General features: G+C 71.7%; 23 protein-coding genes and 2 tRNA genes. 6 read left to right on the top strand and 19 right to left on the bottom strand.

Going from position 1 to position 26,903, the window contains the following annotated elements; translation table 11 throughout:
* Positions 1–279: 279 nt before the first annotated feature.
* Positions 280–2,148 (bottom strand): translation elongation factor 4, encoded by a 1,869-nt coding sequence (gene lepA, locus ACFV9J_RS27050; protein ID WP_385358046.1) that lies wholly within the window; start codon positions 2,146–2,148, stop codon positions 280–282.
* Positions 2,149–2,385: 237 nt separating this feature from the next.
* Here lepA and rpsT point away from each other — a divergent pair, with 237 nt between their 5' ends.
* Positions 2,386–2,652 carry a 30S ribosomal protein S20 gene (gene rpsT, locus ACFV9J_RS27045; RefSeq protein WP_003976241.1) on the top strand — a complete coding sequence of 89 codons (267 nt, stop codon included), beginning with the start codon at positions 2,386–2,388 and terminating at the stop codon, positions 2,650–2,652.
* A gap of 296 nt (positions 2,653–2,948) precedes the next feature.
* On the opposite strand, the gene holA is transcribed toward rpsT, so the two are convergent.
* From holA to ACFV9J_RS27025, 4 genes are all read right to left on the bottom strand, one after another.
* The gene (holA, locus tag ACFV9J_RS27040) at positions 2,949–3,938 is read right to left on the bottom strand and encodes a DNA polymerase III subunit delta (RefSeq protein ID WP_385358042.1); all 990 of its coding nucleotides are present in this window, start codon (positions 3,936–3,938) and stop codon (positions 2,949–2,951) included.
* 64 nt (positions 3,939–4,002) lie between these two features.
* Positions 4,003–4,248 carry a hypothetical protein gene (locus ACFV9J_RS27035; protein WP_164276875.1) on the bottom strand — a complete coding sequence of 82 codons (246 nt, stop codon included), beginning with the start codon at positions 4,246–4,248 and terminating at the stop codon, positions 4,003–4,005.
* 35 nt (positions 4,249–4,283) lie between these two features.
* Entirely contained in the window at positions 4,284–5,165 is an 882-nt protein-coding gene (locus ACFV9J_RS27030) for a YceI family protein (RefSeq protein ID WP_385358040.1), read from the bottom strand.
* A gap of 170 nt (positions 5,166–5,335) precedes the next feature.
* Positions 5,336–5,542, bottom strand: coding sequence for an arylamine N-acetyltransferase (locus ACFV9J_RS27025; RefSeq protein WP_385358038.1), 207 nt, complete (start codon positions 5,540–5,542; stop codon positions 5,336–5,338).
* Between the two features lie 168 nt (positions 5,543–5,710).
* Between ACFV9J_RS27025 and ACFV9J_RS27020 the strand changes: the two genes are divergently transcribed.
* Both ACFV9J_RS27020 and ACFV9J_RS27015 read left to right on the top strand, forming a co-directional pair.
* Positions 5,711–6,121: a hypothetical protein gene (locus ACFV9J_RS27020; RefSeq protein WP_385358036.1), complete on the top strand. Its 411-nt coding sequence runs from the start codon at positions 5,711–5,713 to the stop codon at positions 6,119–6,121.
* A gap of 1 nt (position 6,122) precedes the next feature.
* Positions 6,123–8,195 (top strand): GTP-binding protein, encoded by a 2,073-nt coding sequence (locus tag ACFV9J_RS27015; protein WP_385358033.1) that lies wholly within the window; start codon positions 6,123–6,125, stop codon positions 8,193–8,195.
* A gap of 152 nt (positions 8,196–8,347) precedes the next feature.
* On the opposite strand, the gene ACFV9J_RS27010 is transcribed toward ACFV9J_RS27015, so the two are convergent.
* From ACFV9J_RS27010 to leuS, 5 genes are all read right to left on the bottom strand, one after another.
* Positions 8,348–10,918, bottom strand: coding sequence for a ComEC/Rec2 family competence protein (locus ACFV9J_RS27010; protein WP_385358031.1), 2,571 nt, complete (start codon positions 10,916–10,918; stop codon positions 8,348–8,350).
* Positions 10,915–11,937, bottom strand: coding sequence for a helix-hairpin-helix domain-containing protein (locus ACFV9J_RS27005; protein WP_385358028.1), 1,023 nt, complete (start codon positions 11,935–11,937; stop codon positions 10,915–10,917). Before ACFV9J_RS27005 ends, ACFV9J_RS27010 begins: the two co-directional genes overlap by 4 nt.
* Before the next feature lie 129 nt (positions 11,938–12,066).
* Positions 12,067–12,912, bottom strand: a complete 846-nt coding sequence (locus ACFV9J_RS27000; protein ID WP_385358026.1) for a DegV family protein — start codon at positions 12,910–12,912, stop codon at positions 12,067–12,069.
* A 91-nt stretch (positions 12,913–13,003) separates the two neighbouring features.
* Positions 13,004–13,783 (bottom strand): hypothetical protein, encoded by a 780-nt coding sequence (locus ACFV9J_RS26995; RefSeq protein WP_385358024.1) that lies wholly within the window; start codon positions 13,781–13,783, stop codon positions 13,004–13,006.
* 168 nt (positions 13,784–13,951) lie between these two features.
* Positions 13,952–16,852, bottom strand: a complete 2,901-nt coding sequence (gene leuS / locus ACFV9J_RS26990) for a leucine--tRNA ligase (protein WP_385358022.1) — start codon at positions 16,850–16,852, stop codon at positions 13,952–13,954.
* A 536-nt stretch (positions 16,853–17,388) separates the two neighbouring features.
* Here leuS and ACFV9J_RS26985 point away from each other — a divergent pair.
* On the top strand, positions 17,389–18,678 hold the full coding sequence (locus tag ACFV9J_RS26985; protein ID WP_385358020.1) for a cytochrome b/b6 domain-containing protein: 1,290 nt from the start codon (positions 17,389–17,391) through the stop codon (positions 18,676–18,678).
* A complete protein-coding gene (locus ACFV9J_RS26980; RefSeq protein WP_385358018.1) occupies positions 18,675–20,288 on the top strand; it encodes an NADH-ubiquinone oxidoreductase-F iron-sulfur binding region domain-containing protein in 1,614 nt (537 codons plus the stop codon). Before ACFV9J_RS26985 ends, ACFV9J_RS26980 begins: the two co-directional genes overlap by 4 nt.
* Positions 20,289–20,343: 55 nt before the next feature.
* On the opposite strand, the gene ACFV9J_RS26975 is transcribed toward ACFV9J_RS26980, so the two are convergent.
* The 9 genes from ACFV9J_RS26975 to ACFV9J_RS26935 all read right to left on the bottom strand — a co-directional run bounded on the left by ACFV9J_RS26975 (position 20,344) and on the right by ACFV9J_RS26935 (position 25,545).
* Positions 20,344–20,416, bottom strand: a tRNA-Ala gene (locus ACFV9J_RS26975).
* 96 nt (positions 20,417–20,512) lie between these two features.
* Positions 20,513–20,746: a hypothetical protein gene (locus ACFV9J_RS26970; protein ID WP_003976229.1), complete on the bottom strand. Its 234-nt coding sequence runs from the start codon at positions 20,744–20,746 to the stop codon at positions 20,513–20,515.
* A gap of 378 nt (positions 20,747–21,124) precedes the next feature.
* Positions 21,125–21,197: transfer RNA gene (locus tag ACFV9J_RS26965), tRNA-Ala, on the bottom strand.
* A gap of 108 nt (positions 21,198–21,305) precedes the next feature.
* Entirely contained in the window at positions 21,306–21,977 is a 672-nt protein-coding gene (locus tag ACFV9J_RS26960; protein ID WP_385358015.1) for a histidine phosphatase family protein, read from the bottom strand.
* Positions 21,974–22,420, bottom strand: coding sequence for a ribosome silencing factor (rsfS, locus tag ACFV9J_RS26955; RefSeq protein ID WP_052838175.1), 447 nt, complete (start codon positions 22,418–22,420; stop codon positions 21,974–21,976). Before rsfS ends, ACFV9J_RS26960 begins: the two co-directional genes overlap by 4 nt.
* Positions 22,421–22,514: 94 nt before the next feature.
* A complete protein-coding gene (gene pdtA / locus ACFV9J_RS26950) occupies positions 22,515–24,326 on the bottom strand; it encodes a polydiglycosylphosphate transferase PdtA (protein ID WP_385358012.1) in 1,812 nt (603 codons plus the stop codon).
* A gap of 16 nt (positions 24,327–24,342) precedes the next feature.
* A complete protein-coding gene (gene nadD / locus ACFV9J_RS26945) occupies positions 24,343–25,059 on the bottom strand; it encodes a nicotinate-nucleotide adenylyltransferase (RefSeq protein WP_385358010.1) in 717 nt (238 codons plus the stop codon).
* Positions 25,060–25,118: 59 nt separating this feature from the next.
* Positions 25,119–25,286 (bottom strand): hypothetical protein, encoded by a 168-nt coding sequence (locus ACFV9J_RS26940; protein ID WP_003976223.1) that lies wholly within the window; start codon positions 25,284–25,286, stop codon positions 25,119–25,121.
* Positions 25,287–25,383: 97 nt separating this feature from the next.
* On the bottom strand, positions 25,384–25,545 hold the full coding sequence (locus ACFV9J_RS26935) for a hypothetical protein (protein WP_385358008.1): 162 nt from the start codon (positions 25,543–25,545) through the stop codon (positions 25,384–25,386).
* Positions 25,546–25,686: 141 nt separating this feature from the next.
* On the opposite strand from ACFV9J_RS26935, the gene ACFV9J_RS26930 reads away from it, so the two are divergent.
* Positions 25,687–26,886 carry a M48 family metallopeptidase gene (locus tag ACFV9J_RS26930; protein WP_385358182.1) on the top strand — a complete coding sequence of 400 codons (1,200 nt, stop codon included), beginning with the start codon at positions 25,687–25,689 and terminating at the stop codon, positions 26,884–26,886.
* Positions 26,887–26,903: the final 17 nt, after the last annotated feature.

Genomic DNA, 26,903 nt, shown 5'->3' with positions numbered 1-26,903 from the left:
CTGGCTCGTTGCGGCTGGCTCAGGTGTGGCTGGTTCACTCTCGGGCGGTGTTCAACGGTGCTGAGGCGGTGACGCGGACCGTTGTCCGATCACTTGTTTAACTCACGAGTAACTACGGGGCAGGCATCAGGGTAAAGGGCGACCGGCCCCCGCGTAAGAGCCCACGCCCTGTCATTTCCTACAGACGCCTGGCCGTGACATGCGAAGAGACCCGCCGCACTTTCGTACGACGGGCCCCTCGATGTCCGTTTCATCCGGACTTGGCATGCGGCGTGGCGGTTACTTCTTGCCCTTGCCCGACCCCGCGCTGTCGTCGCTGGACAGGACGGCGATGAAGGCCTCCTGCGGAACCTCCACGGAACCCACCATCTTCATCCGCTTCTTGCCTTCCTTCTGCTTCTCCAGCAGCTTCCGCTTGCGGGAGATGTCACCGCCGTAGCACTTGGCGAGGACGTCCTTGCGGATGGCGCGGATGGTCTCGCGGGCGATGACCCGGGAGCCGATGGCGGCCTGGATGGGCACCTCGAAGGCCTGCCGCGGGATCAGCTCGCGCAGCTTGGCGACCAGCCGCACGCCGTACGCGTACGCCGCGTCCTTGTGGGTGATCGCCGAGAAGGCGTCCACCTTGTCGCCGTGCAGCAGGATGTCGACCTTGACCAGGCTGGAGGTCTGCTCGCCGGTGGGCTCGTAGTCGAGGGAGGCGTAGCCGCGCGTCTTGGACTTCAGCTGGTCGAAGAAGTCGAAGACGATCTCCGCGAGGGGCAGGGTGTAGCGGATCTCCACCCGGTCCTCGGAGAGGTAGTCCATGCCGAGCAGGGTGCCGCGCCGGGTCTGGCACAGCTCCATGATCGAGCCGATGAACTCGGTCGGCGCGAGGATCGTGGCGCGCACGACCGGCTCGTACACCTCGTTGATCTTCCCCTCGGGGAACTCGCTCGGGTTGGTGACGGTGTGCTCGACGCCGTCCTCCATGATCACCCGGTAGACCACGTTGGGCGCGGTGGCGATGAGGTCGAGGCCGAACTCGCGCTCCAGGCGTTCCCGGATCACGTCCAGGTGGAGCAGGCCGAGGAAGCCGACGCGGAAGCCGAAGCCGAGGGCGGCGGAGGTCTCCGGCTCGTAGACCAGGGCGGCGTCGTTGAGCTGGAGCTTGTCCAGCGCCTCGCGCAGCTCGGGGTAGTCGGAGCCGTCCAGCGGGTACAGGCCGGAGAAGACCATGGGCCTGGGGTCCTTGTAGCCGCCGAGCGCCTCCTCGGCGCCCTTGTGCTGGCTGGTGACGGTGTCGCCGACCTTGGACTGGCGGACGTCCTTCACGCCGGTGATCAGGTAGCCCACCTCTCCGACGCCGAGGCCGTCGGCGGAGAGCATCTCCGGCGAGTTGGTGCCGATCTCCAGCAGCTCGTGCGTCGCGCCGGTGGACATCATCCGGATCCGCTCGCGCTTGTTGAGCTGGCCGTCGATGACCCGGACGTACGTCACGACGCCGCGGTACGAGTCGTAGACGGAGTCGAAGATCATCGCGCGGGCGGGGGCGTCCTTGACGCCGACCGGGGCCGGGATGTCGGCGACGACCTTGTCCAGCAGCGCGTCGACGCCGAGGCCGGTCTTGGCGGAGACCTTGAGCACGTCGTCGGGGTCGCAGCCGACCAGGTTGGCCAGCTCCTCGGCGAACTTCTCGGGCTGCGCGGCCGGCAGGTCGATCTTGTTCAGCACGGGGATGATCGTGAGGTCGTTCTCCATCGCCAGGTACAGGTTGGCGAGGGTCTGGGCCTCGATGCCCTGGGCGGCGTCGACGAGGAGGATGGTGCCCTCGCACGCGGCCAGCGACCGCGACACCTCGTAGGTGAAGTCGACGTGCCCGGGGGTGTCGATCATGTTGAGGATATGCGTGTCGCTCTTGTCGTGGGTCGGGGCCCACGGCAACCGCACCGCCTGGGACTTGATCGTGATGCCGCGCTCGCGCTCGATGTCCATGCGGTCGAGGTACTGGGCGCGCATCTGCCGCTGCTCGACCACACCGGTCAGCTGGAGCATCCGGTCGGCGAGCGTGGACTTGCCGTGGTCGATGTGCGCGATGATGCAGAAGTTGCGGATCAGCGCCGGGTCGGTACGGCTCGGCTCGGGCACATGGCTGGGGATCGCGGGCACGCAGGGTCCTGATTCTTGAGGCGTCCGCAGTGTCTGCGGTCTCGGGTCTCGGGTCGGATCGATACGTAGCCTCCATGGTCCCACGGGTGGGGAGCCGGTATGGGTTTGGGACCCTCCGCGACCCGCTGGTAGTGTGGGTGGCTGTGTCTCTTGCCCTCTCAGCGCGAGGCACTCCTTCAAGAAATCACCGGCACGGGACCCTCGCGGCCTCGTGCCTGAACCTGCAAAGGCTCATTCGTGGCGAACATCAAGTCCCAGATCAAGCGGAACAAGACCAACGAGAAGGCCCGGCTGCGCAACAAGTCGGTCAAGTCCTCTCTGAAGACCGCGATCCGCAAGGCCCGCGAGGCCGCTGCCGCGGGTGACGTCGAGAAGGCCACCGAGTTCCAGCGCGTCGCTTCGCGCGAGCTCGACAAGGCCGTCTCCAAGGGCGTCATCCACAAGAACCAGGCCGCCAACAAGAAGTCGGCGCTGGCGCAGAAGGTCGGCGCTCTCAAGGGCTGAACCCCTGTCTGGATTCATCTGGTGTGACCGCCGGAAGGACCAAGAGCGGGCCCTCTCTCATCCGCTCCCGTCCGGCACCCAGGATCCGTGCGCGGCCTGCGTTCGCCACGCGGGCATGGATCCGCGAGCTTGATCCGAAGGCCCCGGTGGCCGTCCTTCCCCAGGACGGACGCCGGGGCCTTCGGTGTGAGCGGGAGGTGCCGCCCCGGGTCGGGGTCCTGCCCCGGGTCGGGGTCCTGCCGCGGGTCAGGGTCCTGCCCCGGGTCGGGGTCCTGCCCCGGGTCAGGACCCTGAGGTCAGGTCCGGCCCCGTGAACGCGCCGCCCGCGCGATGGTCACCACGGCCTTCTCCAGGGCGTACTCGGGGTCCTCCCCGGCGCCCTTCACCCCCGCGTCGGCCTCGGCCACCGCGCGCAGGGCCACGGAGACGCCGTCCGGGGTCCAGCCGCGCATCTGCTGCCGGACGCGGTCGATCTTCCAGGGCGGCATGCCCAGCTCGCGGGCGAGGTCGGCGGGGCGTCCGCCGCGGGCGGAGGACAGCTTGCCGATGGCCCGTACGCCCTGGGCGAGCGCGCTGGTGATCAGCACCGGCGCCACTCCGGTCGCCAGCGACCAGCGCAGCGCCTCCAGCGCCTCCGCCGCGCGTCCCTCGACCGCCCGGTCGGCGACCGTGAAGCTGGAGGCCTCCGCCCGCCCGGTGTAGTACCGCCCGACGACCGCCTCGTCGATGGTCCCCTCGACGTCGGCGGTCAGCTGGGACACCGCGGAGGCCAGCTCCCTCAGGTCGCTGCCGATCGCGTCGACCAGGGCCTGGCAGGCCTCGGGGGTGGCGGACCGCCCGGCCGTGCGGAACTCCGCGCGCACGAAGGCCAGCCGGTCGGCGGGCTTCGTCATCTTCGGGCAGGCCACCTCGCGCGCCCCCGCCTTGCGGCCGGCGTCGAGGACGCCCTTGCCCTTGGCGCCGCCCGCGTGCAGCAGGACGAGGGTGATCTCCTCGGCGGGGGCGCCGAGGTAGGCCTTGACGTCCTTGACCGTGTCGGCGGACAGGTCCTGCGCATTGCGTACGACCACGACTTTGCGCTCGGCGAAGAGCGAGGGGCTGGTCAGCTCGGCGAGGGTGCCGGGCTGCAGCTGATCGGGGGTGAGGTCGCGTACGTCCGTGTCGGCGTCGGCGGCCTTCGCGGCGGCCACCACCTCCTGCACGGCACGGTCGAGCAGGAGGTCCTCCTGGCCCACGGCAAGGGTCACCGGGGCGAGAGGGTCGTCGTTCGCAGTCTTCCTGGCCATCGGGACAAGCATCGCACGCACGACTGACAACGCCGGACGGACCGCTGCCGGACGGGCCCCGCGGCTACGGCTCCTCGCGCCAGCCCTCCCACTCCCCCGCGAACGCGTCCAGTTCGCCGGGGTCCAGCAGCCCCCGCTCGTCCCGCAGGACGACGAGCCACTGGGCGTCCTCGGCGTCGTCCTCGCCGGCCAGGGCGTCCCTCAGGATCCGCGGTTCCTCGTCGGTCCCGAACCGCTCCCCGAGTTCCTGGGCGGCCTCCTCCGCGGCGTCACGGTCGGGCAGCACCAGTACATGTCTCACGTCGCTCACGGGTGCCATTGTCGGTCAGTTCCGGTCAGCTCCGGTCAGCCCTTGGGCACGGTCTGCACGTCGAGGTCGATGCGGATGCTGGGGCCCACCACGGCGATGCCGCGGGCCAGCATCGTCTGCCAGCTCACCGTGAAGTCGTCGCGGTGCAGCTCGGTGGTGGCGCGGCAGGCCGCCCGCGTCTCGCCCTCCATGCCGTTGCCGAGTCCGAGGTACTCGGTGTCCAGGGTGACCGTGCGCGTCACCCCGTGCAGGGTGAGCGCCCCGGTGACGGCCCAGCGGTTGCCGCCGCGGTGGGTGAACCGGTCGCTGTAGAACTCCAGGGTCGGGTAGCGCTGCACGTCCAGGAAGTCGGCCGACCTGAGGTGGTCGTCGCGCATCTTCACGTTGGTGTCGATGGAGGCCGCGTCGATCACGACGTGCATCGCCGACCGCTCCATGTCGTCGGCGATGCGCACCGCGCCCGCGAAGGAGTTGAACCGGCCGTGGATCCGGGCCAGCCCGATGTGCCGCGCGGTGAAGGCGATCGAGGAGTGGGCCGGCTCGATCTCCCAGTCACCCGGCGCGGGCAGCTCCGGCGGCTGGGACACCTGCAGCGTCACGTCCCCGAGCGAGGCCAGCGTGTCCTCGACGACCGTCACGGAGGCCCGGTACGGGGTGTACCCCTCGGCGGACACGGCGAGCCGGTACTCCCCCGCGGGCACCGTCGCCACGAACGACCCGAAGGGGTCCGTACCGCCGCCGACCACCTTGCGCCCCATGGCGTCGCTGACCGTGAACTCCGCATGGGTCACCGGGTCGTTGACGGGGTCGAGGACGCGGCAGCTCAGCACTCCCGCGTCCGGCGGGGTGCGCACCGCCGCCAGGGGACCCGTCCGTTGCATCCGCTTCGTTCGGCTTCCCAGCAAGCGGCCGATCATTTGCGACACCCTCTGCACGACATCGGAAAACTAGTTGACGGAGAAACATTCGATCACCGATGTGGCTTTCGAGGCAACACGGGACCACATCACGGGAAACCGTCACATGTGCTGGGAGTGGGCAGGACTGGACCCGTGTGCTCCGGTTTCACCGCAACGGGCGGGATTTCTCACAGCCGGGACACAGGGGGCACCGGTGGCGCGGGAGGCACCTCGTCGAGTCGTGAGCCGGCGTCCACTGAGCGTGATCCTGCCCCCGTCCCCCTACACCCGCGCCCCGCCAGCTCGTACCCGAGGGCCGTGAGCAACGCACCGAAAAGCCCGTTGAGCTCGTAACAGAACCCGCCCCTTCCCCCCCACCCACGACCTTGTCCCACAGCCGCTTCTGCGCACGCAGGGATCCGGGAGTGGGTTCCGCAGGATGCCCGACTACCGTGCGCTGATGGCGAGTAGGGTCAGCAGGTTCTCCGACTGACGCAGCCAAGCACCTTGCTCTACGGTCGTTTCACCAGTGTGCAGAGCGTCAGGAGGCTCGGGTGGAGAGTATGGAAACCGATCAGGTGAGGGTGAACGTGTTCGTACCCGCAGATCCGGATCTGATGGCCGGCGCGCGGAAGGCGTTCGCAGCCGCAGCGAGTGACGGGAAGAGCATCGACGCTCGCGGGACCGTACCTCTCGGAGATGCTCTGCTCATCGGTTCGGTCGCGACGCACGCTCTCGCCTACCTGATCAACACATTACGGAAGGCATGGAGCAAAGGCGTCGTGATCGATGCAATCGGCCGACAGCTCACCGTCCGACAAGACCCGGCACTGCCGCGCGGCCTGGTCGTCGTGCGTTCGAAATCGGGCGAGGTGACCGTTCGTGACGGAATCGGACTGACTGACGCCATCGCGGGCGCGCTGCCCTCTCGCGGCAACGACAGCGCAGGTGCCGGAGGTCCGGACAGTGCGTGAGGTGGGCCGCAGCATCCTGTTCGCCCGACAGCAGAACCACGGACTCGCCGCCGAGGCAGAGGAGATGAGCAAGGCCTTCGCCGACTCCTCCTTTCTCCGTTGGCTCACGGGGGAAAGCGACCCAGAGCTGGCCTGGGAAGGCTACTTCACCCACACACAGCCGCAGGTCAGAGCGGTTCTCGACGGACTGCTCGCGACGCAACCCCCAGAAGACCGTGAGACGGCGGTCCAGCTCGCGGGCGCCGTGGAGGCCTTCTTCCTTCCGGCGAGCCTCGTGGAATCGCGGGTCTTCGAGAGTCCCGGGCCCTCCGCTGGACACCTCATCGGCATATCTCCGCTCCTCGTACAGCTGAGCGCGGAAATCGCCTGGGGACTGAGCATGGCTCACCCCTATATGCCGGAAGCACTGCCCGCTGGGTGGCAGCCGGCCGCGATGCGCGCACAGGAGTCCTTCGCGCTCGCCGTCTTCCAGTTCGTGCGTGCCCTGGAGCGGCCTGGCGAGGCGCCGGTTCCGGTGACCATGCTCACCACCGTGGGCGAGCGAACCGAACCCGCCGACACCCTCGACTCGACCACTCCGCGGAGTTTCTACGACGCCGCAATGATCTTCGCCCTCGCCCACGAACTGACCCACGTCCGGGAGGGCCACCTGCCGTCCGGCGAGGGAAGGAACACGGGCCGGCTGCTCATCGACCAGCGCATTGCCGCCGTGATGGGGGTCTCCGAGCAGGAGAACGAGGAACTCACCGCGGACGCCTCGACCTTCACCGCGTGCTTCAACTACCTGGTCACCACATGGGACCGAGCCGAGGAACTCCGCAAAGGCTCCGGGCACTCCCGGACGCGGCACACGGACAAGCGGCAGTTCCATTTCACCGCCTGGAAGAGTGCGATCCGCGCGACCGAGATCTGCGAGGCCTACTACTCCGCGGTCCTTCTCCTGGCGCACCTGACCCAGCGCGGTGGTGACGAAGACACGGCGCAGCGTCTCGAGACCACGGGGATGCGATTGCCCTACGTCCAGCAGGCAGTACAGCAAGTACGGCAGAAGCTGCTGGTGCCCGGATACGGGCCGTTCATGTGGACCGAACGTGACGTCGCCTACCGCAAGGCACACCACAGTTGGCGCCTGCACCTGATCGAGAACCTCCTGCCTCAGGTGAGCCGTCACCGGCCCACCCATCTGCCCGGCCTGGCCGGCCGCTATCCGACCCCGGAGGAGACGTGGCAGGACCCGGCAAACGCCGGCGCGGTCCTGCCGGTGCTGGAGCAACAGCTCGCCACCACCCAGCGCGAGCTGGGGCCCAGCCACCAGAACACGCTGGCCACCAGGGCCACCCTCGCCGCAGTGCGGTTCGAGGCGAGCCGCGACGCCCGCACGGCCATGGCCGAACTGCGAGACGTGATCGCTGACATGACACAGGCTCTGGGGCCCGACGATCCCTCCACCTTCGCCGCCCGCTACAGCCTGGCGCAGGTGCGACGAAGGGCGGGGGACCGGGCGGGAGCCACCACCGCCCTCGTCACGCTGTTCCTCGAAGAATCGCGTGCGCTGGGCCCCGACCACCCGGAGGTCCTCGACACCCGCTACGAGCTTGCCCATCTGCGGGCGGAGGAGGGCGATGTGGAGGGAGCCGTCGCCGCCTTCACCTCGCTCCTCGCGGACCAGGAGCGCCTCCTGGGCCATGACCACGTCGTGACCGAACTGACCCGACGCAGCCTCGCCCAGTGGCGGCAGGAGACCGCGGATCCGCCACACGAGACCGCTGCGGCCCCCGCCGGGCCGCTGATCGCCAACGCCCCGTTCCTCAGTCCCGACCATCCCGACACGCTTTCCTCCTACGAGGCCAGGCTCGCCTACCTGGAGCGCGGCCTCGGCCGTGATCACCCCGACGCCCTCACCACGCGGTGGTTCCTGGCCACGCTCCGGGCGAAAGCCGGCGACGTGTCCGGGACCGTTGCCGCCTGCACCGGTCTGCTGGAGCACGACCTGCACGCCATGGGCTTCGACGACATCGACATCAGCGTCCTCCGTTCTCATCTCGAACACTGGCGGAGCCTTGAGACACGCTGAGGCCGGACGGTCGCGGCTTGGCATGGCGCGGTGGCGTGCGTCCTGGTCGTGCGAGGTGACTGCCCTCACCAGCGATCGCCGACGACAGCCGGGCCTACGCGTGGCGAGAACACCGAGCAACCGACTCGGCCGCGACCAACCGCCTTCCGTCCTCACTCTCCCGCCACTCGCAGCTCCCTCCCCGTACCGGCGACCGCCACCGCCCCGTCCCGGTCCGTGCGCAGCACCGTCGCTCCCCGGGCGCGCAGTGCCGCGACGGTGCCGGGGGCCGGGTGGCCGTAGGTGTTGTCCTCGCCGCAGCTGATGAGGGCCAGACGCGGGGCGACCCGGCGGAGGAACGCGAAGTCCTGGTGGGCCGAGCCGTGGTGGGCCACCTTCAGCACGTCGACGTCTTTCAGCGCCGCCGCCGCCGGGGAGCGGGCCAGCTCTCGCTGGGCCGGGGGTTCCAGGTCGCCGAGCAGGAGCAGGCGTATGCCCGCCGTCCGGACCAGGAGGGTGACGCTGGCGTCGTTGGGGCCGCCCTCCGTGCCCGGTGCGGTGGTGGTCGGTGGGCTCGGCGGGGGCCAGACCACCTGCCAGGACAGCGGGCCGGAGCGTCGCTGCTCACCGGTGGCCGCGTGGCGCACGGGGATGCGCCGGGCCCTCGCCTGTCTGCGGACGAACTCGGCCTGGTCCGCGGGCTCTTCGAGGGCGGTCGTCTCGATCGCGCCCACCGTGCGGCCGCGCAGCACCCCGGGCAGCCCGGCCACGTGGTCGGCGTGGAAGTGGGTCAGCAGGACGAGGGGCACGCGGGTGATGCCGAGGGCGCGCAGGCAGTGGTCGACGAGGGTGGGGTCGGGGCCCGCGTCCACGACCACGCCCGTCCCCTCGCCCGCCGCGAGGACCAGCGCGTCCCCCTGGCCCACGTCGCACATCACCATCCGCCACCCCGGCGGGGGCCAGCCCTTGATCAGCCGGGCCAGCGGCGGCGGCTGGAGCACCGCGAGCAGCAGCAGCATCGCGCAGACACCGCACCACCAGGGGTGCCGCAGCAGGCGTCGGCCTGCCAGCAGCACGCCCACCGTGACGAGGGCGAGCAGCGCCGCCCCGGCCCAGCTGCCCGGCCAGTCCACTCCCGCGCCGGGCAGCGCGGCCCCGGTGCGGGCGATCGCCGCGATCCACTCGGCCGGCCAGCCCCCGCACCAGGCCAGGCTCTTGGCCAGGGGCATCGCCGCCGGCGCGGTCGCCAGGGCCGCGAAGCCGAGCACGGTGGCCGGGGCCACCGCGAACTCCGCCAGCAGGTTGCACGGCATCCCCACCAGGCTCACCCGCGCCGACAGCACCGCGACCACCGGCGCGCACAGGGCCTGCGCGGCACCCGCGGCGGCCAGCGCCTCCGCGAGCCGGGGCGGAACCCGGCGTCGGCGCAGCGCCGCGCTCCACCGGGGAGCGAGCGTGAGCAGCGCCCCCGTGGCCAGCACGGAGAGCAGGAAGCCGTAACTGCGGGCCAGCCAGGGGTCGTAGAGCACCAGGAGCAGGACCGCCGTCGCCAGGGCCGGCAGGAGTGATCTGCGGCGTCCGGTGGCCAGGGCGAGCAGGGCGACGGACCCGCAGGCGGCCGCCCGCAGCACGCTGGGGTCGGGTCGGCACACGACGACGAAGGCGAGCGCGAGCAGTCCGCCGAGCAGCGCGGTCGTGCGCAGGTGCAGGCCGAGGCGGGGGGCCAGTCCCCGGCGCTCACTGCGCTGGGCCAGGCCCGGTGGGCCGAGGAGCAGTGCGAGGACGATGGTGAAGTTGGCGCCCGATACGGCCAGGGTGTGGGTCAGGTCGGTCTCCTTGAACGCCTCCTCCAGCTCCGGTGTGACGCGTGAGGTGTCGCCGACGACCAGGCCCGGCAGCAGCGCTCGCGCGTCCGTCGGCAGGTTCTCGGTCGCCTCACGCAGGCCCTCCCGCAACCCTCCCGCCAGGCGCTGCGCCGCCGACGGCTCCGCCAGCACGTCGGGTGGCCGTCGACCGGCGCGTACCCGCAGCACCGCGGCGATCCGGTCGCCGCGCTCTCTCGGGGGTGAGAGCCGTGCCGTGACGCGGAGCCGTGTGGTCGGCAGCAGGGTCAGCCAGCGGGCGGGTGCGGGCCGGGTGCGGGACCGCTCGTCTCCCTCGCCGACGTCGACGAGGACCAGCACCGGCGTCCGGGTCGTCACCGTCGTCCCGGACGCCTCGCTCACCCGCCGCACGTCGGCCTCGATGAGCACCGTGGGCGGCACCGCGCGGTTGCCCCGGACGCGCGGCCGGGTGAGGCGGGGGTCGGCCGTGACCTCCACCTCCGCGGTGACGGTGGCGTAGTGCCGGGCCGCCTCGGGGACGGGTCCGCGGCGCAGGTCCGCGCCGTGCAGTGCGGCCGAGGCGGCCGACGCGGCGACGCAGAGGAAGAGGGCGGCGGCCGCCGTTGCGTGGGGCCGTTCGCGCACCGGCCCCAGCAGCAGCGCCCCGGCCAGGAGGAGAGCGCCCGTCACCACACCCACCGCCCAGCCGGCCGGCACGTCCAGCACCAGCGCCGCCGTCGCCCAGGCCGCGAGGGCGGGCGGGACCAGGCGCAGGTCGGCGGGGCCCTCCTGCCGGGGGTGGGCCGCGCCCAGCCGGTGGCCGGAGGCGGCGTGCACGGGGGCGCGCGGGGGCCTGGCAGGGGGCCGGCCGGAACCGGCGAGCCCGTCCGGCCGGTCCGTTCCGGTCACGTGCCTGCTCATGGCCGTACGAGATCCCGCAGGTCGGCGAAGCGTCGCTCGCCGATGCCGTTGACCTCGCGCAGTTCGTCGACCGAGCGGAAACCGCCGTGCTGGGTGCGGTAGTCGATGATGTGCCGGGCGAGGACCGGGCCGACGCCGGGGAGGGTGTCGAGCTGGTCGGTGGTCGCCGTGTTGAGGGACACCGGTGCCGCGGACCCCGCCGCACCCGTCGGCCCGTCCGGGGCGGGGCCCGCTCCCGGCCGGGGCGCGGGCGCCCCGACGATCACCTGCTCGCCGTCCACCAGGAAGCGGGCGCGGTTCAGTCCGTCGGTCTTCGTGCCCGGCCGGACCCCTCCGGCGGCCCGCAGGGCGTCCGCGACGCGTGAACCGGCCGGGAGGCTGTGGATCCCGGGTTCGCGGACCTTGCCGCCGACGTCCACCACGATCTCGGGCCCGGCCGTGGCCGTGGCCGCCGCCTTGGGACCGGGCCCACCGGTCGTGTCGGGGTCCTCGGTCGTCGGCCCCGGTTTCCCGGCTCCGTATGCCGCCGCCTCCCGCACCACCTCGGGCGCCGCCACCGACTGGGTGCGGCCGGTCCAGAAGTGCTGGACCGCGAAGACCGCCGCGACGACGAGCAGCACCGTGAGCGCGGCAACGCTGCGCCGCTCCAGGCCGCATCGGGTCTGCAGCCACAGCGGCATCCGCTCCCGCAGTGCCTGCCCGGTCCGTTCCCGCCAGGTCGGCGTGGCGGGAACGGAAGCGTCGAGGCCGGGCAGCGGCGGCCCCTTCCCCGTCTCCGCGTGTGCCCCCTCGTCTCCCGCGTGGTCGTATCCCTCGGCGCGCTCGGCGAACAGCGTCTCCGCCCTCCGCCGCACCTCCTCCGGCGCCGCGTGCCGGCGGCCGTGCCGGGCGTGGGAGCGGGGGCGGGCGTGGGAGCGGGCGCCGGGTGCGCGGCGGTGGGCGAGGCGTCCGTCGGAGGCCGGGGCACGGCCCGGGCCGCTGGTCGCGGACGCGGTGCGTGAGCGTGATCGAAGAGCCATGCGAGGAGGATCGGGCACCTGGACGCCCTCGCGATGATCATGGTGAATTCCCGGGGACTACCTCCGGGTTGTGGACAACTCCGGCCCTCACACGGGTTACCCGCCCGCCCCACGCCGCCCGGCACGCGCTCACCGCGACGAAACCACGACCCCCAGCAGCCCCGGCCCCGTGTGCGCGCCGATCACCGCGCCGACCTCGCTCACGTGCAGGTCGGCCAGCCCGGGTACCCGGTCCCGCAGGCGGTCCGCGAGGGCCGACGCCCGGTCCGGGGCGGCGAGATGGTGGACGGCGATGTCGACGGGCGCGCCGCCCGCCCGGTCGGCGGCGATCTCCTCCAGCCGGGCGATGGCCTTGGACGCCGTCCGGACCTTCTCCAGGGGTTCGATGCGGCCCCCCTCCAGCTGCAGCAGGGGTTTCACGGCGAGGGCGGAGCCGAACAGCGCCTGGGCCGCCCCGATCCGGCCGCCGCGGCGCAGATAGTCGAGGGTGTCGACGTAGAAGTAGGCGGAGGTGCCCGCGGCGCGCTTCTCCGCGGCCGTGACGGCCTCGTCCACCGTGCCGCCCGCCTCCGCCGTCTCCGCGGCGGCGAGTGCGCAGAAGCCGAGGGCCATCGCGATCATCCCGGTGTCCACGACCCTGACCGGGACGGCGGCCTCACGCGCCGCGAGGACGGCCGCGTCGTGGGTGCCGGAGAGTTCGGCGGACAGGTGCAGGGAGACGATGCCGTCGGCGCCGGACTCGGCGATCCTGCGGTAGGTCTCGGCGAAGAGTTCGGGGCTGGGGCGGGAGGTGGTGACGGGCCGCCGTTTCTGCAGTGCCTGGGCCAGGGAGCGGGTCGAGATCTCGGTGCCCTCCTCCAGGGCCCGGTCGCCCAGGACGACGGTCAGGGGTACCGCGGTGATGCCGTGCCGCTCCATCGCCCGGGCCGGGAGGTAGGCCGTTGAATCCGTGACGATAGCGACATGGCGGGACATGAGCTGGAGGTTACCTGGCGTAGTGCCCGTGCGGCAGTCCGGCCCCGGCGACCGGGCGTTCACAGGGTCGCGGCCGGTTCGGCGGGGTCGGTCAGGTCGTGCTCTCCGGGCGGGCCTTCTTCTGCCACGGGTACACGGGGCTGGCGGCGGGCGGGGTGATGGCGGGGCGGGCGGGGTTCTCCTCCGCCGGCTCCGGCGCCGGGGAGTCCGGCCAGGTCTGCCGGGCGGACGCGGCGTCGGCGGGCGGGGCCTCGGGCCAGGACGGCGGCGCGGCGGGCGGTGCCTCCCCGGGGCCGGTCCCGGCCGCCGCCTCCGCCTGCGTCTTCGTCTCCGTCCAGTGCCGCAGGGCACCGGCCTCCACGTCGATCTGTGCGCTCAGCGAGTCCAGGTCGTCGTCCGCGAAGTGGCGGGCGCGGTCGCGGGCCGCCCAGCGCAGGGCGTCGGCCGACCGCGTGATGCGCTCGGTGCGCTCGCGCAGTCCGGGCAGGCGCTCGGCAAGGGTGGCGCGGTCCGGCTCGGACTCCAGGCGCCGCAGCTCGCCGTCCAGCTCGAAGCCGTGGGCGCTGAGCCGCTCGAAGAGGGCGAGGGACTCCTTGAGGGATTCGTCCTCGGCCACGCGCGCGTGCAGCGCGTCCTGCGTGGCCCGCATGGAGGTGCGCAGCGTCAGCCGCAGCTGTGCCAGCTCGGCCGCCGGGCCCACCTGGACCAGGGACCTGGCCCGCAGGGTGTGGTCCTCGACGGTGCGGCGCGCCTGCGAGATGCCGCGGTCCACGCTGCGCTTGGCGGCGCCGACGGCCTTCACCGTGGCGTAGACACCCAGCACGACGGCGAGCAGGAAGAGCAGGGCGAAGACGGTGAGCGCTGCTTCCACTGGGCTCCTCCTCCGAGCGTCCGGCCCGCGGGCCGGCCGGCCACGGCGCGGCACCCGTCGTGCCGCCCTTCCACGGTAAACGCAACGGGCAGGCCCAGGGTTCCGCGAGAACCCCGAACCTGCCCGCACCGGACCCGTAGGGGGCGGCCGAGCCGCCCCGGTCACCGCCTACGCCGGGACGATGTTCACCAGCTTCGGTGCCCGCACGATCACCTTGCGGATCCCGGCCCCGCCCAGCGCGGCCACGACCTTCTCGTCGGCCAGCGCCGCCTTCTCCAGGTCGTCCTCGGAGATGGAGGGGGCGACCTCCAGCCGTGCCTTGACCTTGCCCTTGATCTGGACGACGCAGGTCACGGTCTCGTCGACGACGTATACGTGGTCGGCGACCGGGAAGTCCTCGTGGACGACGGAGGACTCGTGCCCCAGCTTGCGCCACAGCTCCTCGGCGACGTGCGGGGCCAGCGGCGCGACCAGCAGCACCAGGCGCTCGGCGACCGACCGCGGAACCGGTCCCTGGGCCTTGGTCAGGTGGTTGTTCAGCTCGGTGACCTTGGCGATGGCGGTGTTGAACCGCATGCCCTCCAGGTCCTGCCGTACGCCGTCGACGGCCTTGTGCAGGGCGCGCAGGGTGCCGGCGTCGATGTCGCCCTCCGCGACGTCGGCCACGGACAGCTCGCCGGTGTCCTCGTCGACGACGTTGCGCCACAGCCGCTGCAGCAGCCGGAACTGGCCGACCACCGCGCGCGTGTCCCACGGCCGGGACACGTCCAGCGGGCCCATCGCCATCTCGTACAGGCGCAGCGTGTCGGCGCCGTACTCGGCGCAGATCTCGTCGGGGGTGACCGCGTTCTTCAGGGACTTGCCCATCTTGCCCAGCAGCCGGGAGACCTTCTCGCCCTGGTAGAAGTAGGCGCCGTCGCGCTCCTCCACCTCGGCGGCGGGCACCGCGATGCCGCGGCTGTCGCGGTAGACGTAGGCCTGGATCATGCCCTGGTTGAACAGCTTGTGGAACGGCTCGGCCGAGGAGACGTGCCCCAGGTCGAACAGGACCTTGGACCAGAAGCGCGCGTACAGCAGGTGCAGCACGGCGTGTTCGGCGCCGCCGACGTACAGGTCGACGCCGCCGTGCGGCAGGCCCTCGCGCGGACCCATCCAGTACTGCTCGATCTCGGGGTCGACCAGCCGCTCGCCGTTGTGCGGGTCCAGGTAGCGCAGCTCGTACCAGCAGGAGCCCGCCCAGTTGGGCATGGTGTTGGTCTCGCGGCGGTACCTGCGCGGGCCGCGGCCGTCGCCCAGGTCCAGGGTGACGTGGACCCAGTCCTCGTTGCGCGACAGCGGGGTCTCGGGCTTGGTGTCGGCGTCGTCCGGGTCGAAGGTGCGCGGGGAGTAGTCCTCGACCTCGGGCAGTTCCAGCGGCAGCATCGAGGCGGGCAGGGGGTGGGCGATGCCGTCCTCGTCGTAGACGATCGGGAAGGGCTCGCCCCAGTAGCGCTGGCGGCTGAACAGCCAGTCGCGCAGGCGGAAGTTGACGGTGCCCTCGCCGGCGCCGGTGCGCTCCAGCCACTCGGTGACGCGTTCCTTGGCCTCGACGACACCCAGACCGTCCAGGGAGACGTCCGTACCGGAGGAGTTCACGATCTTCGCGTCGTAGGAGGCGAAGGCCTCGTCCCACGTCGACGTGTCGGTGCCGCGGCCGTCCGTCGGCTCGACGACGCACCGGACGGGCAGCTCGAAGGCCCGCGCGAACTCGAAGTCGCGGGAGTCGTGCGCCGGGACGGCCATGATGGCGCCGGTCCCGTAGCCCATCAGCACGTAGTCGGCGATGAAGACCGGGACCTGCTCGCCGTCGACCGGGTTGGTGGCGTACGCGCCGATGAAGACGCCGGTCTTGTCCTTGGCCTCGGCCTGCCGCTCGACGTCGGACTTGGAGGCGGCCTGCGCGCGGTAGGCGGCGACGGCCTCGGTCGGGGTGGCGTGGCCGCCGGTCCACGCGTCGCGCGTGCCCTCGGGCCAGGCGTCCGGGGTGAACTTCTCGACCAGCGGGTGCTCGGGCGCCAGCACCATGTACGTCGCGCCGAACAGGGTGTCGGGGCGGGTGGTGAAGACGGTGATGCGCTCGCCGTCGACGGGGAAGTCGACGCGGGCGCCCTCGGAGCGGCCGATCCAGTTGCGCTGCTGCAGCTTGATCGCCTCGGGCCAGTCCAGCTGGTCCAGGTCGTCCAGCAGCCGGTCCGCGTAGGCGGTGATGCGCATGTTCCACTGGCGCAGCTTGGACTTGAAGACGGGGAAGTTGCCGCGCTCGGAGCGGCCGTCGGCGGTGACCTCCTCGTTGGCCAGCACGGTGCCCAGTCCGGGGCACCAGTTGACCGGCGCGTCGGAGGCGTAGGCCAGGCGGTACTCGCCCAGCACGTCGGCCCGCTCGGCCTCGCTCAGGCTGCTCCACGCCCGGCCCGCGTGGCCCGGGACCTCCCGCTCACCGGACTCGAACTGCGCGACCAGCTCGGCGATCGGACGGGCCTTCTTCGCCTCGTCGTCGTACCAGGAGTTGAAGATCTGCAGGAAGATCCACTGGGTCCACTTGTAGTACTCGGGGTCGATCGTGGCGAACGACCTGCGCTTGTCGTGGCCCAGGCCCAGCCGGCGCAGCTGGCTCTGCATGTTCTTCATGTTGGCTTCGGTGGACACGCGCGGGTGCGTGCCGGTCTGCACGGCGTACTGCTCGGCGGGCAGGCCGAAGGCGTCGAAGCCCAGGGTGTGCAGGACGTTGTGGCCGGTCATCCGCTGGAAGCGGGCGAAGACGTCGGTGGCGATGTACCCCAGGGGGTGGCCGACGTGCAGGCCCGCACCCGAGGGGTAGGGGAACATGTCCATGATGAACTTCTTGGGCTTGGCGACCAGCTCCGGGTCGCCCGCCAGGTCACCCTTGGGGTTCGGCGCGGCGTACGTCCCCTCGGCGTCCCAGAAGTCCTGCCAGCGTGCCTCGATCTCGGCGGCCATGGCAGCCGTGTAGCGGTGCGGCGCGGCGTCCGCCGACACAGGGGCACTCGCCGCGGGGTTCGTCTCGCTCATGATCCTCAAAGCTCCATCGATCGTCTCTGCCAGCGGCTGCGACCTTCATGACCAGCGGCTGCGAGGGCCGGGAAATGAAAAATCCCCTCGCACAGGAGGGGACGCCGCGCCGATTCCGGCCACCGGGCTACGGCCGGGGTCGGGACTGATCAGCGCGGCTCGCTAAGCAGAAGGCGTACGGCACGCATGGCGTCAGGGTACCGCAGTCGCCGAGGGGGCCGCGACGGGCTTCCGCGCCAGGCGCGGCCGACCGGATTCCGGGGCCCGGCAACCGGAAAACGGAGGCGAACCTGAACCAAGGTCAAAGGTTACTTCGCGTAACAACCGCTAAGGGACACCAGCACGAGTGCGCCGTCATTTGATAACAACGCAATAACTCAAACCCCCTACCCACGGGTATGGCGCCACTTAGAGTGCGGCAGCGGGACCGCTTTCCCGAACCGCTCCGGAGTTGCCCCCATGAACCCTCCCCCGATCCACCCTCGCGACACCAGTCCGCCGCCTCCCCTCACGTCCCTGACGTGGGGAGGCCTGTCGTGGTGACGAACGACAGCACGGTGGACGACACCTTCGCCCAGTTCCTGGACTTCGGCGCCGGCGTCCTCTCCCTCGTCTTCCTCAGCTGCTCGGTGATCTGGGGTCTGCTCGCCCAGGACCGGATCGTCCTCGACACCCGGCAGCGGATCCTGGCCCAGGCGGTGCACCGGGTCACCGCGGTCGCCTCGGTCGTCTTCCTGCTGGTGCACATCGTGGTCAAACTGGTCCTGGACCACACCACCTGGGTCGCCGCGGTCCTCCCGTTCGGGCTCCTGGCCACGGAGGACGAGGCGTTCGGCGGCCGGGCCGTCCTCATCGGCTTCGGCACCCTGGCCAGCATGCTCATGATCTTCGTGGGGGTCACCGGGGCCCTGCGCAACCGCTTCGCCTCCCCGGCCCCGGTGGCGGCCCGCTGGCGGGCCATGCACATGCTGGCCTATCCGGCGTGGTGCCTGGCCCTGCTGCACGGGCTCTACGCGGGTCGCGCCGCGAAGCCGGTCTTCGTGGTCCTGTACGCCCTGTCCGTGGTCGGCGTCACGGCGGCCCTGGCGCTGCGCGCGGCGCCCCGCCCGGTCAAGCGCAAGGTCGCCGACCGGATCGCCGGCCTCCTCGGGACCGGGGAGCGGCCCGCCCGCGAGGAGGACGAGGAGGCGGCGGAGAGCCGGCCGAGGGCCACCGCCGCCCTGCCCGGCTACGAGAGCGCCGGGCGGTCCCGGTCACGCGGCGCGTCCCCGTCGGCCCCGCTGTACGAACCCGCGGAGCGCCTCACCGCGCCGGAGCCCCCGAGCGGCTTCGCGGCGGCCTACCGTGCCGTGTCCGGTCCCTCGGGCGCGGGCCGGCCGCCGCTGACGGCCGACCCGGCCGCCTCCGCCCCGCTGCCGTCCGACCTGTGGCCCACCGAGGCGATGCCGGTCGTGGACGGCGGCGGCAGCACCTCGGGCAGCTGGCCCATACCGTCGCCGCCCCCGGTCGGCGAGGCACCCCCGTCGGCCTACGACCCGCTCAACGACACCGGACACACCATCCCGGTCTACGGCACCACACAGGCGACGGACCACTCCGCGGCCTACTCCGCGCAGTACTCCGCGCCCCCCGCCTCGGGCTACGGCTCGAGTGACGTGTACGACACCCGTGAGACGAACGCGGTCTACGACACGTACTACCCCAGCGACACGTACAACAGCGGTCCCGCCCCTGAACCAACCCCCGGTGCGCCGTCGCCGTCCCACGACTTCGACGCACCGGGTTCCGGTGAACCTTGGAACACGCCTTCCGGAGGCTTGAATTGAACGAGGCCCTGCCCGACGTCCCGGAGGTCCGCGTGGTCGGGCTTCCCCAGCTCACGTCGGGCTTCGACCTTGTCGAGCGGCTTGACCTGCCGATGCACCTCAAGGTGCACGGCCCGCTCGAACCGATGGGCGGGGAGCAGCTCGCGCAGCTCTCCGAACGCATCGGCCTGAAGGGCCGCGGCGGCGCGGGCTTCCCCTTCCACAAGAAGCTGCGCTCGGTCGCCGAGGCGGCGATCAAGCGCGGCGTACGGCCGGTCGTGGTCGTCAACGGCAGCGAGGACGAACCGGCCTGCCGCAAGGACACGGTGCTGATCAACCGTGCCCCGCACCTGATCCTGGACGGCGCGCTGCTGTGCGCCGAGGCGATGGGCGCCCGCACCCTCGTCATCGGGGTCACCCGCGAGTCCACGCAGCGCTCCATGGAGGCCGCCCTCGCCGAGCGCGGACTGAGCAACGGCCGCCGGTCCGCCCTCCGCGCGCGCGTGCAGCGCAATCCGGTGCGCATGGTGACCGGTGCGGCGGCCTCGCTGATCCGCTCCATCGACGGCGGCCCGGCGATCCCGCCCGGCCGCAAGGTGAGCGCCTCCAGGAGCGGCGTCGGCGGCGCGCCGACCCTGCTGTCCAACGCCGAGACCTTCGCCCAGCTGGCCATCGCCGCCCGCATCGGCCCGGAGCGCTACGGCAACACCGGCCTGTACGACGAGCCGGGCACCGTGATGCTCACGGTCTCCGGCGCGGTGGCCCGGCCGATGGTGATCGAGGTCCCGACGGGCGTGCCGCTGCGCTACGTCCTCCAGCTGGCCGGCGCTCCGCCGGTGCCGCAGGGCGTGCTGACCGGCGGCTACCACGGCAAGTGGATCGACGCGGCGACCGTCGACGAGGCGATCGTCTCCCGCAACTCCCTGCAGCAGGTGGGCGGCTCGCTCGGCGCGGGCGCGATCCTGCCGATCGGTCAGGACACCTGCCCGCTGGGCGAGTCCCTGCGGGTGGCGCAGTGGCTGGCCGAGGAGAGCGCCGGCCAGTGCGGCCCCTGCTACCTGGGCCTGCCGGCCGCCGCGCGGGGACTGGAGGACATCCTGAACGGCGGCGGTCCGGCCGCCCTGGAGGCGGTCAAGCAGGTCGCACGGAACGTGAAGCGGCGCGGTGCCTGCTCGCACCCGGACGGCTCGGCGATGTTCCTGGAGTCGACCGTCAAGGCGTTCACGGACGACCTGGCCGCCCATGTCCTCGGCAACGGCTGCGGTCGGCCCGTGGAGGGTGTCCTGCCGCTCCTGGCGGGCGGCGGTGCCCCTACGGGCATCCCGGGCGGCGGGGGGAACGGCCCCAGCGGCCAGAAGATCTTCGTCGACTGGACGCTGTGCCGGGGGCACGGGCTGTGCGCGGACATCCTCCCGGAGGTCTTCCAGCTCGGCGCCGACGGCTTCCCGACCGTCGCGCAGGCCGAGGTGCCGCGGTTCGCGGAGGCCAAGGCGGTGCGGGCGGTGCGCCGCTGCCCGGCGCTGGCGCTGCGTATCGAGGAGGACACCCGCGGGCAGGCGCCGGCCCCGCACACCAGCCTTCCGGTGCTGTCCCAGGGCCAGGGCCGGGGCCGCCGGGCGCTCGGCCGCTGAGGCCGCGGACGCGGAAACCCCCCGGATCAGGGATCCGGGGGGTTTCATCGAACTGTGGAGCTAAGGAGAATTGAACTCCTGACCTCCTGCATGCCATGCAGGCGCTCTACCAACTGAGCTATAGCCCCTTGTCCTTCATCCGCCCGGTCTCCCCGGCGGCGACGCCAACATTACACGGTCCACCGGGGCGAACACCAAATCGTTTCCGTTCCGTCCCGTTCGCCCTATGCCGTCACGAACGAGTAGAAGCGTTTGAGCGTGCAGTGCTCCTCGAGGAGCCGGCCGTAGATCGGCTCGCCCTCGAGTTCGCGGTACGTCTCGATGGGGTCGCCCTTTATGATCAGCGCCCGCGCGCATTCCTCGCACCAGTACTGGTAGTCCGGGTTGACCGGCTCCATGTCGCGCACGATGGGCGTGCCGCTGCCGCACCAGTCGCACTTCCGCCTGTGTGCACCCATCGATCAGCTCCAGCTGTGGCCGCAGGCCGTGCACACGTAAGAGATTCCGCCGTTGTCGCCGAGGACTTGGGCCACATGACCGGAACCGCAGGAAGGGCAGCTGAGGCGGGTGACCGTGTTCCTTGCCATCGCTCCGCCGAGGAGGTGACCGACCTCCTCGAGGATGCTCCCAGGCATCGCCACTCCCTCCCGTCGGGCCGCGGTCCCCTTCCGGCCGTTTGATTCTGCCACGGCCGGGCCGACCCGGTCAGCGACGCCTCAGTACCGGTCCGGACACGGAGTTCCACCGACGTATACGCCTGTGGGGCGCATGGTGCTCAAGCGGGCGGAGACGAAAAATCCCGCCCCCCGAAGGGGACGGGATTCGTCCGTGGGTTGTGGAGCTAAGGAGAATTGAACTCCTGACCTCCTGCATGCCATGCAGGCGCTCTACCAACTGAGCTATAGCCCCTGGTGCCACGCGACCCGAGTCGCATGGTCCTGCTCCTCGTCCGCTCCGCTCGGCGGGGCGAACAAGAAGAACTTTAGCCTGCGACCTGCCGGAAAGTGAAATCGCCGTTCAGACGTCGTCGCCGATCACCGGTTCCGGCAGTGTGCCGGCGTTGTGCTCCAGCAGGCGCCAGCCGCGGGCGCCCTCGCCAAGCACGGACCAGCAGCAGTTGGTCAGGCCGCCGAGGCTCTCCCAGCTGTGCGGTTCCAGGCCGAGCAGGCGGCCGATGGTGGTGCGGATCGTGCCGCCGTGGCTGACCACGACGAGGGTGCCGTCCTCGGGGAGCTTCTCGGCGTGCCGGAGCACCACGGGGGCGGCGCGGTCGGCGACCTCGGTCTCCAGCTCGCCGCCGCCGCGGCGCACGGGCTCGCCGCGCTTCCAGGCCGCGTACTCGTCGCCGTGCGTGGCGATGATCTCGTCGTGGGTCAGGCCCTGCCAGACGCCCGCGTAGGTCTCCCGCAGGCCCTCCTCCAGGGTCACCTCGAGGCCGGTAAGTACGGACAGCTCGGCGGCCGTGTCCGCGGCGCGCGCGAGGTCGGAGGCGACGATCGCGTCGGGCCTCAGGTGCAGGAGCAGCCCGGCCGCGCGGCGGGCCTGGTTCACGCCGGTCCCGGTCAGCGCGACGTCCGTGCTGCCCTGGAAGCGGCGCTCCACGTTCCACGCGGTCTGGCCGTGCCGCCACAGGATGACGCGGCGGCCGCGGCCCGGCCTGCCCGCCGTCACCTCGCCGGTGGCGCTCATCGCCAGTCCTCGTCGGTGCGCGTCGCCTCCTCGGCGGCCTGGAGCTTCGCGTGCTCCTCCGCCTTGCCGCGGGTCTCCTTGGCGTCGGCGGGCAGCTCCAGCTCGGGGCAGTCCTTCCACAGCCGCTCCAGGGCGTAGAAGACGCGCTCCTCGCTGTGCTGGACGTGGACGACGATGTCGACGTAGTCGAGCAGGACCCAGCGGGCCTCGCGGTCGCCCTCGCGGCGCACCGGCTTGGCGCCCAGCTCCTTGTTCAGCCGCTCCTCGATCTCGTCGACGATCGACTTGACCTGGCGGTCGTTGGGCGCGGAGGCCAGCAGGAAGGCGTCCGTGATCGACAGCACGTCGCTGACGTCGTAGGCGATGATGTCGTGCGCGAGCTTGTCGGCCGCCGCCTGGGCGGCGGCGTTGATGAGTTCGATGGAGCGGTCGGTCGCGGTCACTGCCTGGCTTTCGGGTCGGCGGTCGGTTGACCTCAAGGGTCTCACGACCGCCGACACGGGCCCACGCGGAAAACCGTCCGCCGCGCTCCGCCCCCTACGACGCCGGCTTGTAGTCCTGCCCGAGCACCACCGAGACCCGCGCGTTCGCGGAGACCTTCCCCTGGGAGACGGAGTCGGTGGGCAGGCCCAGGGTCTTGGCGACCTGGACGGCGTTCTCCTTGTCGGCGGCCTCCGCGTAGACGACCTCCGAGGTGGCCTCGGTGCCGGAGGCGGTGCCGCCCGACACGAAGGTGAAGCCGCCGTTGAGGAGGACGACGCGGGCCTTGCCGGTGCGGTCCTCCTCGCCGGTGGCGTTGCGGACGGAGACGCTGACGGCCGCGTCCTTGTCGGGGCTCTTGGCGGTGCCGCCGAGGACGTCCTTGACGACGCTGTCACTTGCTTCGGCGCTGAGCGAGCCGTCGTCCTGGACGGGCAGCAGCGCGGTCTTGAAGTCGCCGCCCTTGGCGCGGTCGGAGAGCCCCGCGAGGAAGGTGCCGAGGTCGTTCTCGGTCAGCGGCGGGTCGAGGATCAGCCCGAGGGTCTGGACGGTGGTCGTCGCGCCCTGCGGATCGGAGGACATCTTGCGGAGCACGCCCTGCATGACCTGCCCGAACCGCTGCAGCTGGGCGTTGGCCTCCTCGCCCTTGGCGCTGTAGGTGGCGTAGGCGACGGCCATCTTGCCGCTGAGGGTCTGGCCCTCGCCCTTGTGCACGAGGGGGGCCGCGCCCTTGTCCTTGGACTCCGGGTCGGGGACGTCGGTGTCGGTGTCGACGTCGATGTTGCCGACCAGGTCGACGAGGATCTGGAGGTAGGGCGTGTCCAGCCGCCAGGTGCCCTCGATGTCGGTGCCGAGGGCGGAGTCGAGGGCGGTGCGGGTGGCGTCGGGGCCCTCGTCGTCGACGGACTTGGCGAGCGTGGTGGTGCTGCCGTCGTCGCCGGTCAGGGCGAGCGCGTTGGGCACCAGCACGGCGGTGCCCTGCTTGGTGGTGGTGTTGTTCACCAGCAGCGCGGTGGAGGTGCCGCCGCCCTTGGTGTCGTGCAGGTGGACGGCGATCACGTCGCGCTTCTGGGCGCCGGCCGTGGTGGTGCCGCCGGTCTTGTCGTCGGAGGAGGACAGGCCGGGCAGCTTCCCCGCGTACCAGAGGTAGCCGACGCCGCCGACCGCGACCAGCGCCAGCACGACGACCAGGGCGACGATGCGCGAGCGGGCGCGCCTGCGGGCCTCCTCGCGGCGCTCGGTGCGGTTCTCCGTGAACTTCATCCAGTCGATGACGTCCTCGGAGTCGCCGGCCGGCTCCTCCACGAAGGCGAACTGCTCGGTGCGGTAGTCCCCGCCGGGTTCGGCCGCCTCGGCGGGGTCCGTGCGCTCCCGCTCCTCGGGCGGGCCCGCCTGCTGCGGGATGTGGGCGGTCTGCTCGGCGACCCGGGGCTGCGGGCCACTGGTCGCGGCCCGGCCGTACGGGTCGTACGGCGGCTGCGCGGGCTGCTGACCAGTGTCGTAGCCGCCCTGGGAGCCGTAGGGGTCGTAGGGCTGCTGGACGGGCTGCCGGCTGCCGGTGGCGTACGGGTCGTAGCCGTAGCCCCCGTAGCCCTGCTGGCCGTAGCCCTGCTGCTGCCCGTACTGCTGCCCCGGCTGTCCGTAGTGCTGCCCGGACTGTCCGTAGGGCTGCCCCTGCTGCCCCTGCTGCCCCTGCCCCTGCTGCTGCGCGTACGGGTCGTACTGCTGTTGCTGCTGGTGGCCGGGCTGGGCGTGGCCCTGTCCCTGTGCCTGTCCCTGTGCCTGGCGGTACACGGGGCGGCCGTACTCGTCGTAGCCGACGAGTTCGTACTGGTCGTCGCCGTGTCCCGGGTCGTATCCGTCGTTCACCGGTGCCCCTCTCGGCTCACTCGCCGCGGTACAGGTGGCGTTTGTCGATATAGCGCACGACTCCGTCGGGCACCAGGTACCAGACGGGATCGCCCTTGGCGACTCTCGCACGGCAGTCCGTGGAGGAGATGGCGAGGGCGGGGACCTCGACCAGCGAGACGCCGCCCTTGGGGAGTCCGGCGTCCGTGAGGGTGTGGCCGGGCCGGGTGACGCCGATGAAGTGGGCGAGGGAGAACAGCTCCTCGCTGTCGCGCCAGGTGAGGATCTGGGCGAGGGCGTCGGCCCCGGTGATGAAGAACAGGTCCGCGTCCGGGTTGAGGGCGCGCAGGTCGCGCAGGGTGTCGACGGTGTAGGTGGGGCCGCCGCGGTCGATGTCGATGCGGCTGACGGAGAACTGCGGGTTCTCGACGGTCGCGACGACCGTCATCAGATAGCGGTCCTCGGCCGCGGAGACCGCGCGGTGGCTCTTCTGCCACGGCTGCCCGGTCGGCACGAACACCACCTCGTCGAGCTGGAACTGCGCGGCGACCTCGCTGGCGGCCACGAGGTGGCCGTGGTGGATCGGGTCGAAGGTGCCGCCCATGACGCCCAGGCGTCGCTTGCCGGCCGACGGGCCGTCGGCCGGACCGTCCACCGGGCCCTGGACCGGACCGGTGGCGCGGGCGGGCACCGCGTTCTGCGTGCCGCGCGCCGGCGCGTGCGCCGGGCCGGTAGGCGTGTCGTGCTCTCCCATGCGAGCAGACCCTACCGGCCCGCCCGGAGTGACCCGGTCGCGCCCACGGAGCCGCGGGCTCAGCGGTCGCGGTTGAACCGGGTGGTGATCCACAGCAGGAGCAGCAGGATGACGAACGCGCCGATGCCGGTGACGTAGGGGCTGAGGCTCTCGTGGTTGCCGCCGTGCTCCTCGCCGCCCTCGGCGGCGAGGGTGACGAACTGGGCGGCGCTGAGGGGAAGGCTCATCTTCGGCAGGACCTATCCGGTGTGGGCGGGACAAGACGTCCGCTCATCGTATGCGGGCGCGCGAGGACCGGGGCGACCGGGGAACCTTCGGGTCTCCTCAGTCGTCCTTCTGCTTGTACCCCCGCAGCAGGAACCACGCGGTCAGCACACAGCCCACCACCATCACGATCAGGACGATCCGGAGCAGATTCCCCGGCCCCTGCTGCTCGGCGGCGGTCGCGGCCCCGGCGAGCCAGTCGGTGTGGGGGATGTGCTGCATGGCGTGGACTCCTTCGACGTACTGCCCGTCCACGGTATCTCCGCCTAGGCTGGGCCCGGCTCGGGGGGCGCAAAGGGCCGCACAAGGGTTCGCAAAGACCATACGTACGTCCAGGTCACACATACGCGCATGGGGGAAGAGATGTCCGACGGCCACCACAACGGGCACGAGAACGTGCCGAGCAGGCAGCGCAGGCGCTTCCCCGGGATCTCCTCGCGGGCGTACGAGCATCCGGCCGACCGCAGTGCCCTGGTGGCGCTGCGCAAGCTGAGCGGCTTCGACACGGTCTTCAAGGCGCTGAGCGGTCTGCTGCCCGAGCGGAGCCTGAGGCTGCTGTTCCTGTCCGACTCGGTGCGCGTCTCGGACCGGCAGTTCGCCCATCTGAACGTCATGCTGCGCGACGCCTGCTACATCCTGGACCTGGAGAAGGTCCCCCCGATGTACGTCAACCAGGACCCGGTGCCGAACGCGATGTGCATCGGCCTGGACGAGCCGATCATCGTCGTCACCACGGGCCTGGTCGAGCTGCTCGACGAGGAGGAGATGCGGGCGGTCGTCGGGCACGAGGTGGGGCACGCCCTGTCCGGGCACGCGGTCTACCGGACGATCCTGCTCTTCCTGACCTCCCTCGCCGTCCGGGTCGCCTGGATCCCGCTGGGCAACGTGGCGATCATGGCGATCGTGACCGCGCTGCGCGAGTGGTTCCGCAAGTCGGAGCTGTCCGCCGACCGCGCGGGACTGCTGGTCGGCCAGGACCTCCAGGCCTCCATGCGGGGCCTGATGAAGATCGCGGGCGGCAACCACCTGCACGAGATGAACGTGGACGCGTTCCTGGAGCAGGCCGAGGAGTACGAGGCGGGCGGCGACCTGCGCGACTCGGTGCTGAAGATCCTGAACGTGCTGCCCCGCTCGCACCCCTTCACCACCGTGCGGGCCGCCGAGCTGAAGAAGTGGGCGGCCTCCCGGGACTACCAGCGGACCATGGACGGCCACTACCCGCGCCGCGACGAGGACAAGGACACCTCGGTGCGGGACTCCTTCCGGGAGTCGGCGTCCCACTACGCCACGCATGTGCGCAGCTCCAAGGACCCGCTGATGAAGCTGGTCAACGACATCGCGGGCGGCGCCGGTGACCTCGGTGACCGGATGCGGCGGGGCTTCGGCGGCTTCACGGGCTCCCAGCCGAGGCCGCCCAAGGACGACGGCGGGCCGGCGCAGGGGCCGGGCGGATCCGAGGGACCCGGGGGACCCGGGGAGTCCGAGGGGCCCGAGGGATCCGAGGGACCCGGCGGTGACGGTCCGGAGTCTCCCCGGGACGGGTCGCCGCGCGACGGCGCCTGACCGCGTCCTGTCCCGCG

The sequence above is a fragment of the Streptomyces sp. NPDC059906 genome, assembly GCF_042730645.1.
Lineage (GTDB): Bacteria > Actinomycetota > Actinomycetes > Streptomycetales > Streptomycetaceae > Streptomyces > Streptomyces rubrogriseus.
This window is presented reverse-complemented; position numbering and strand designations above follow the sequence as displayed.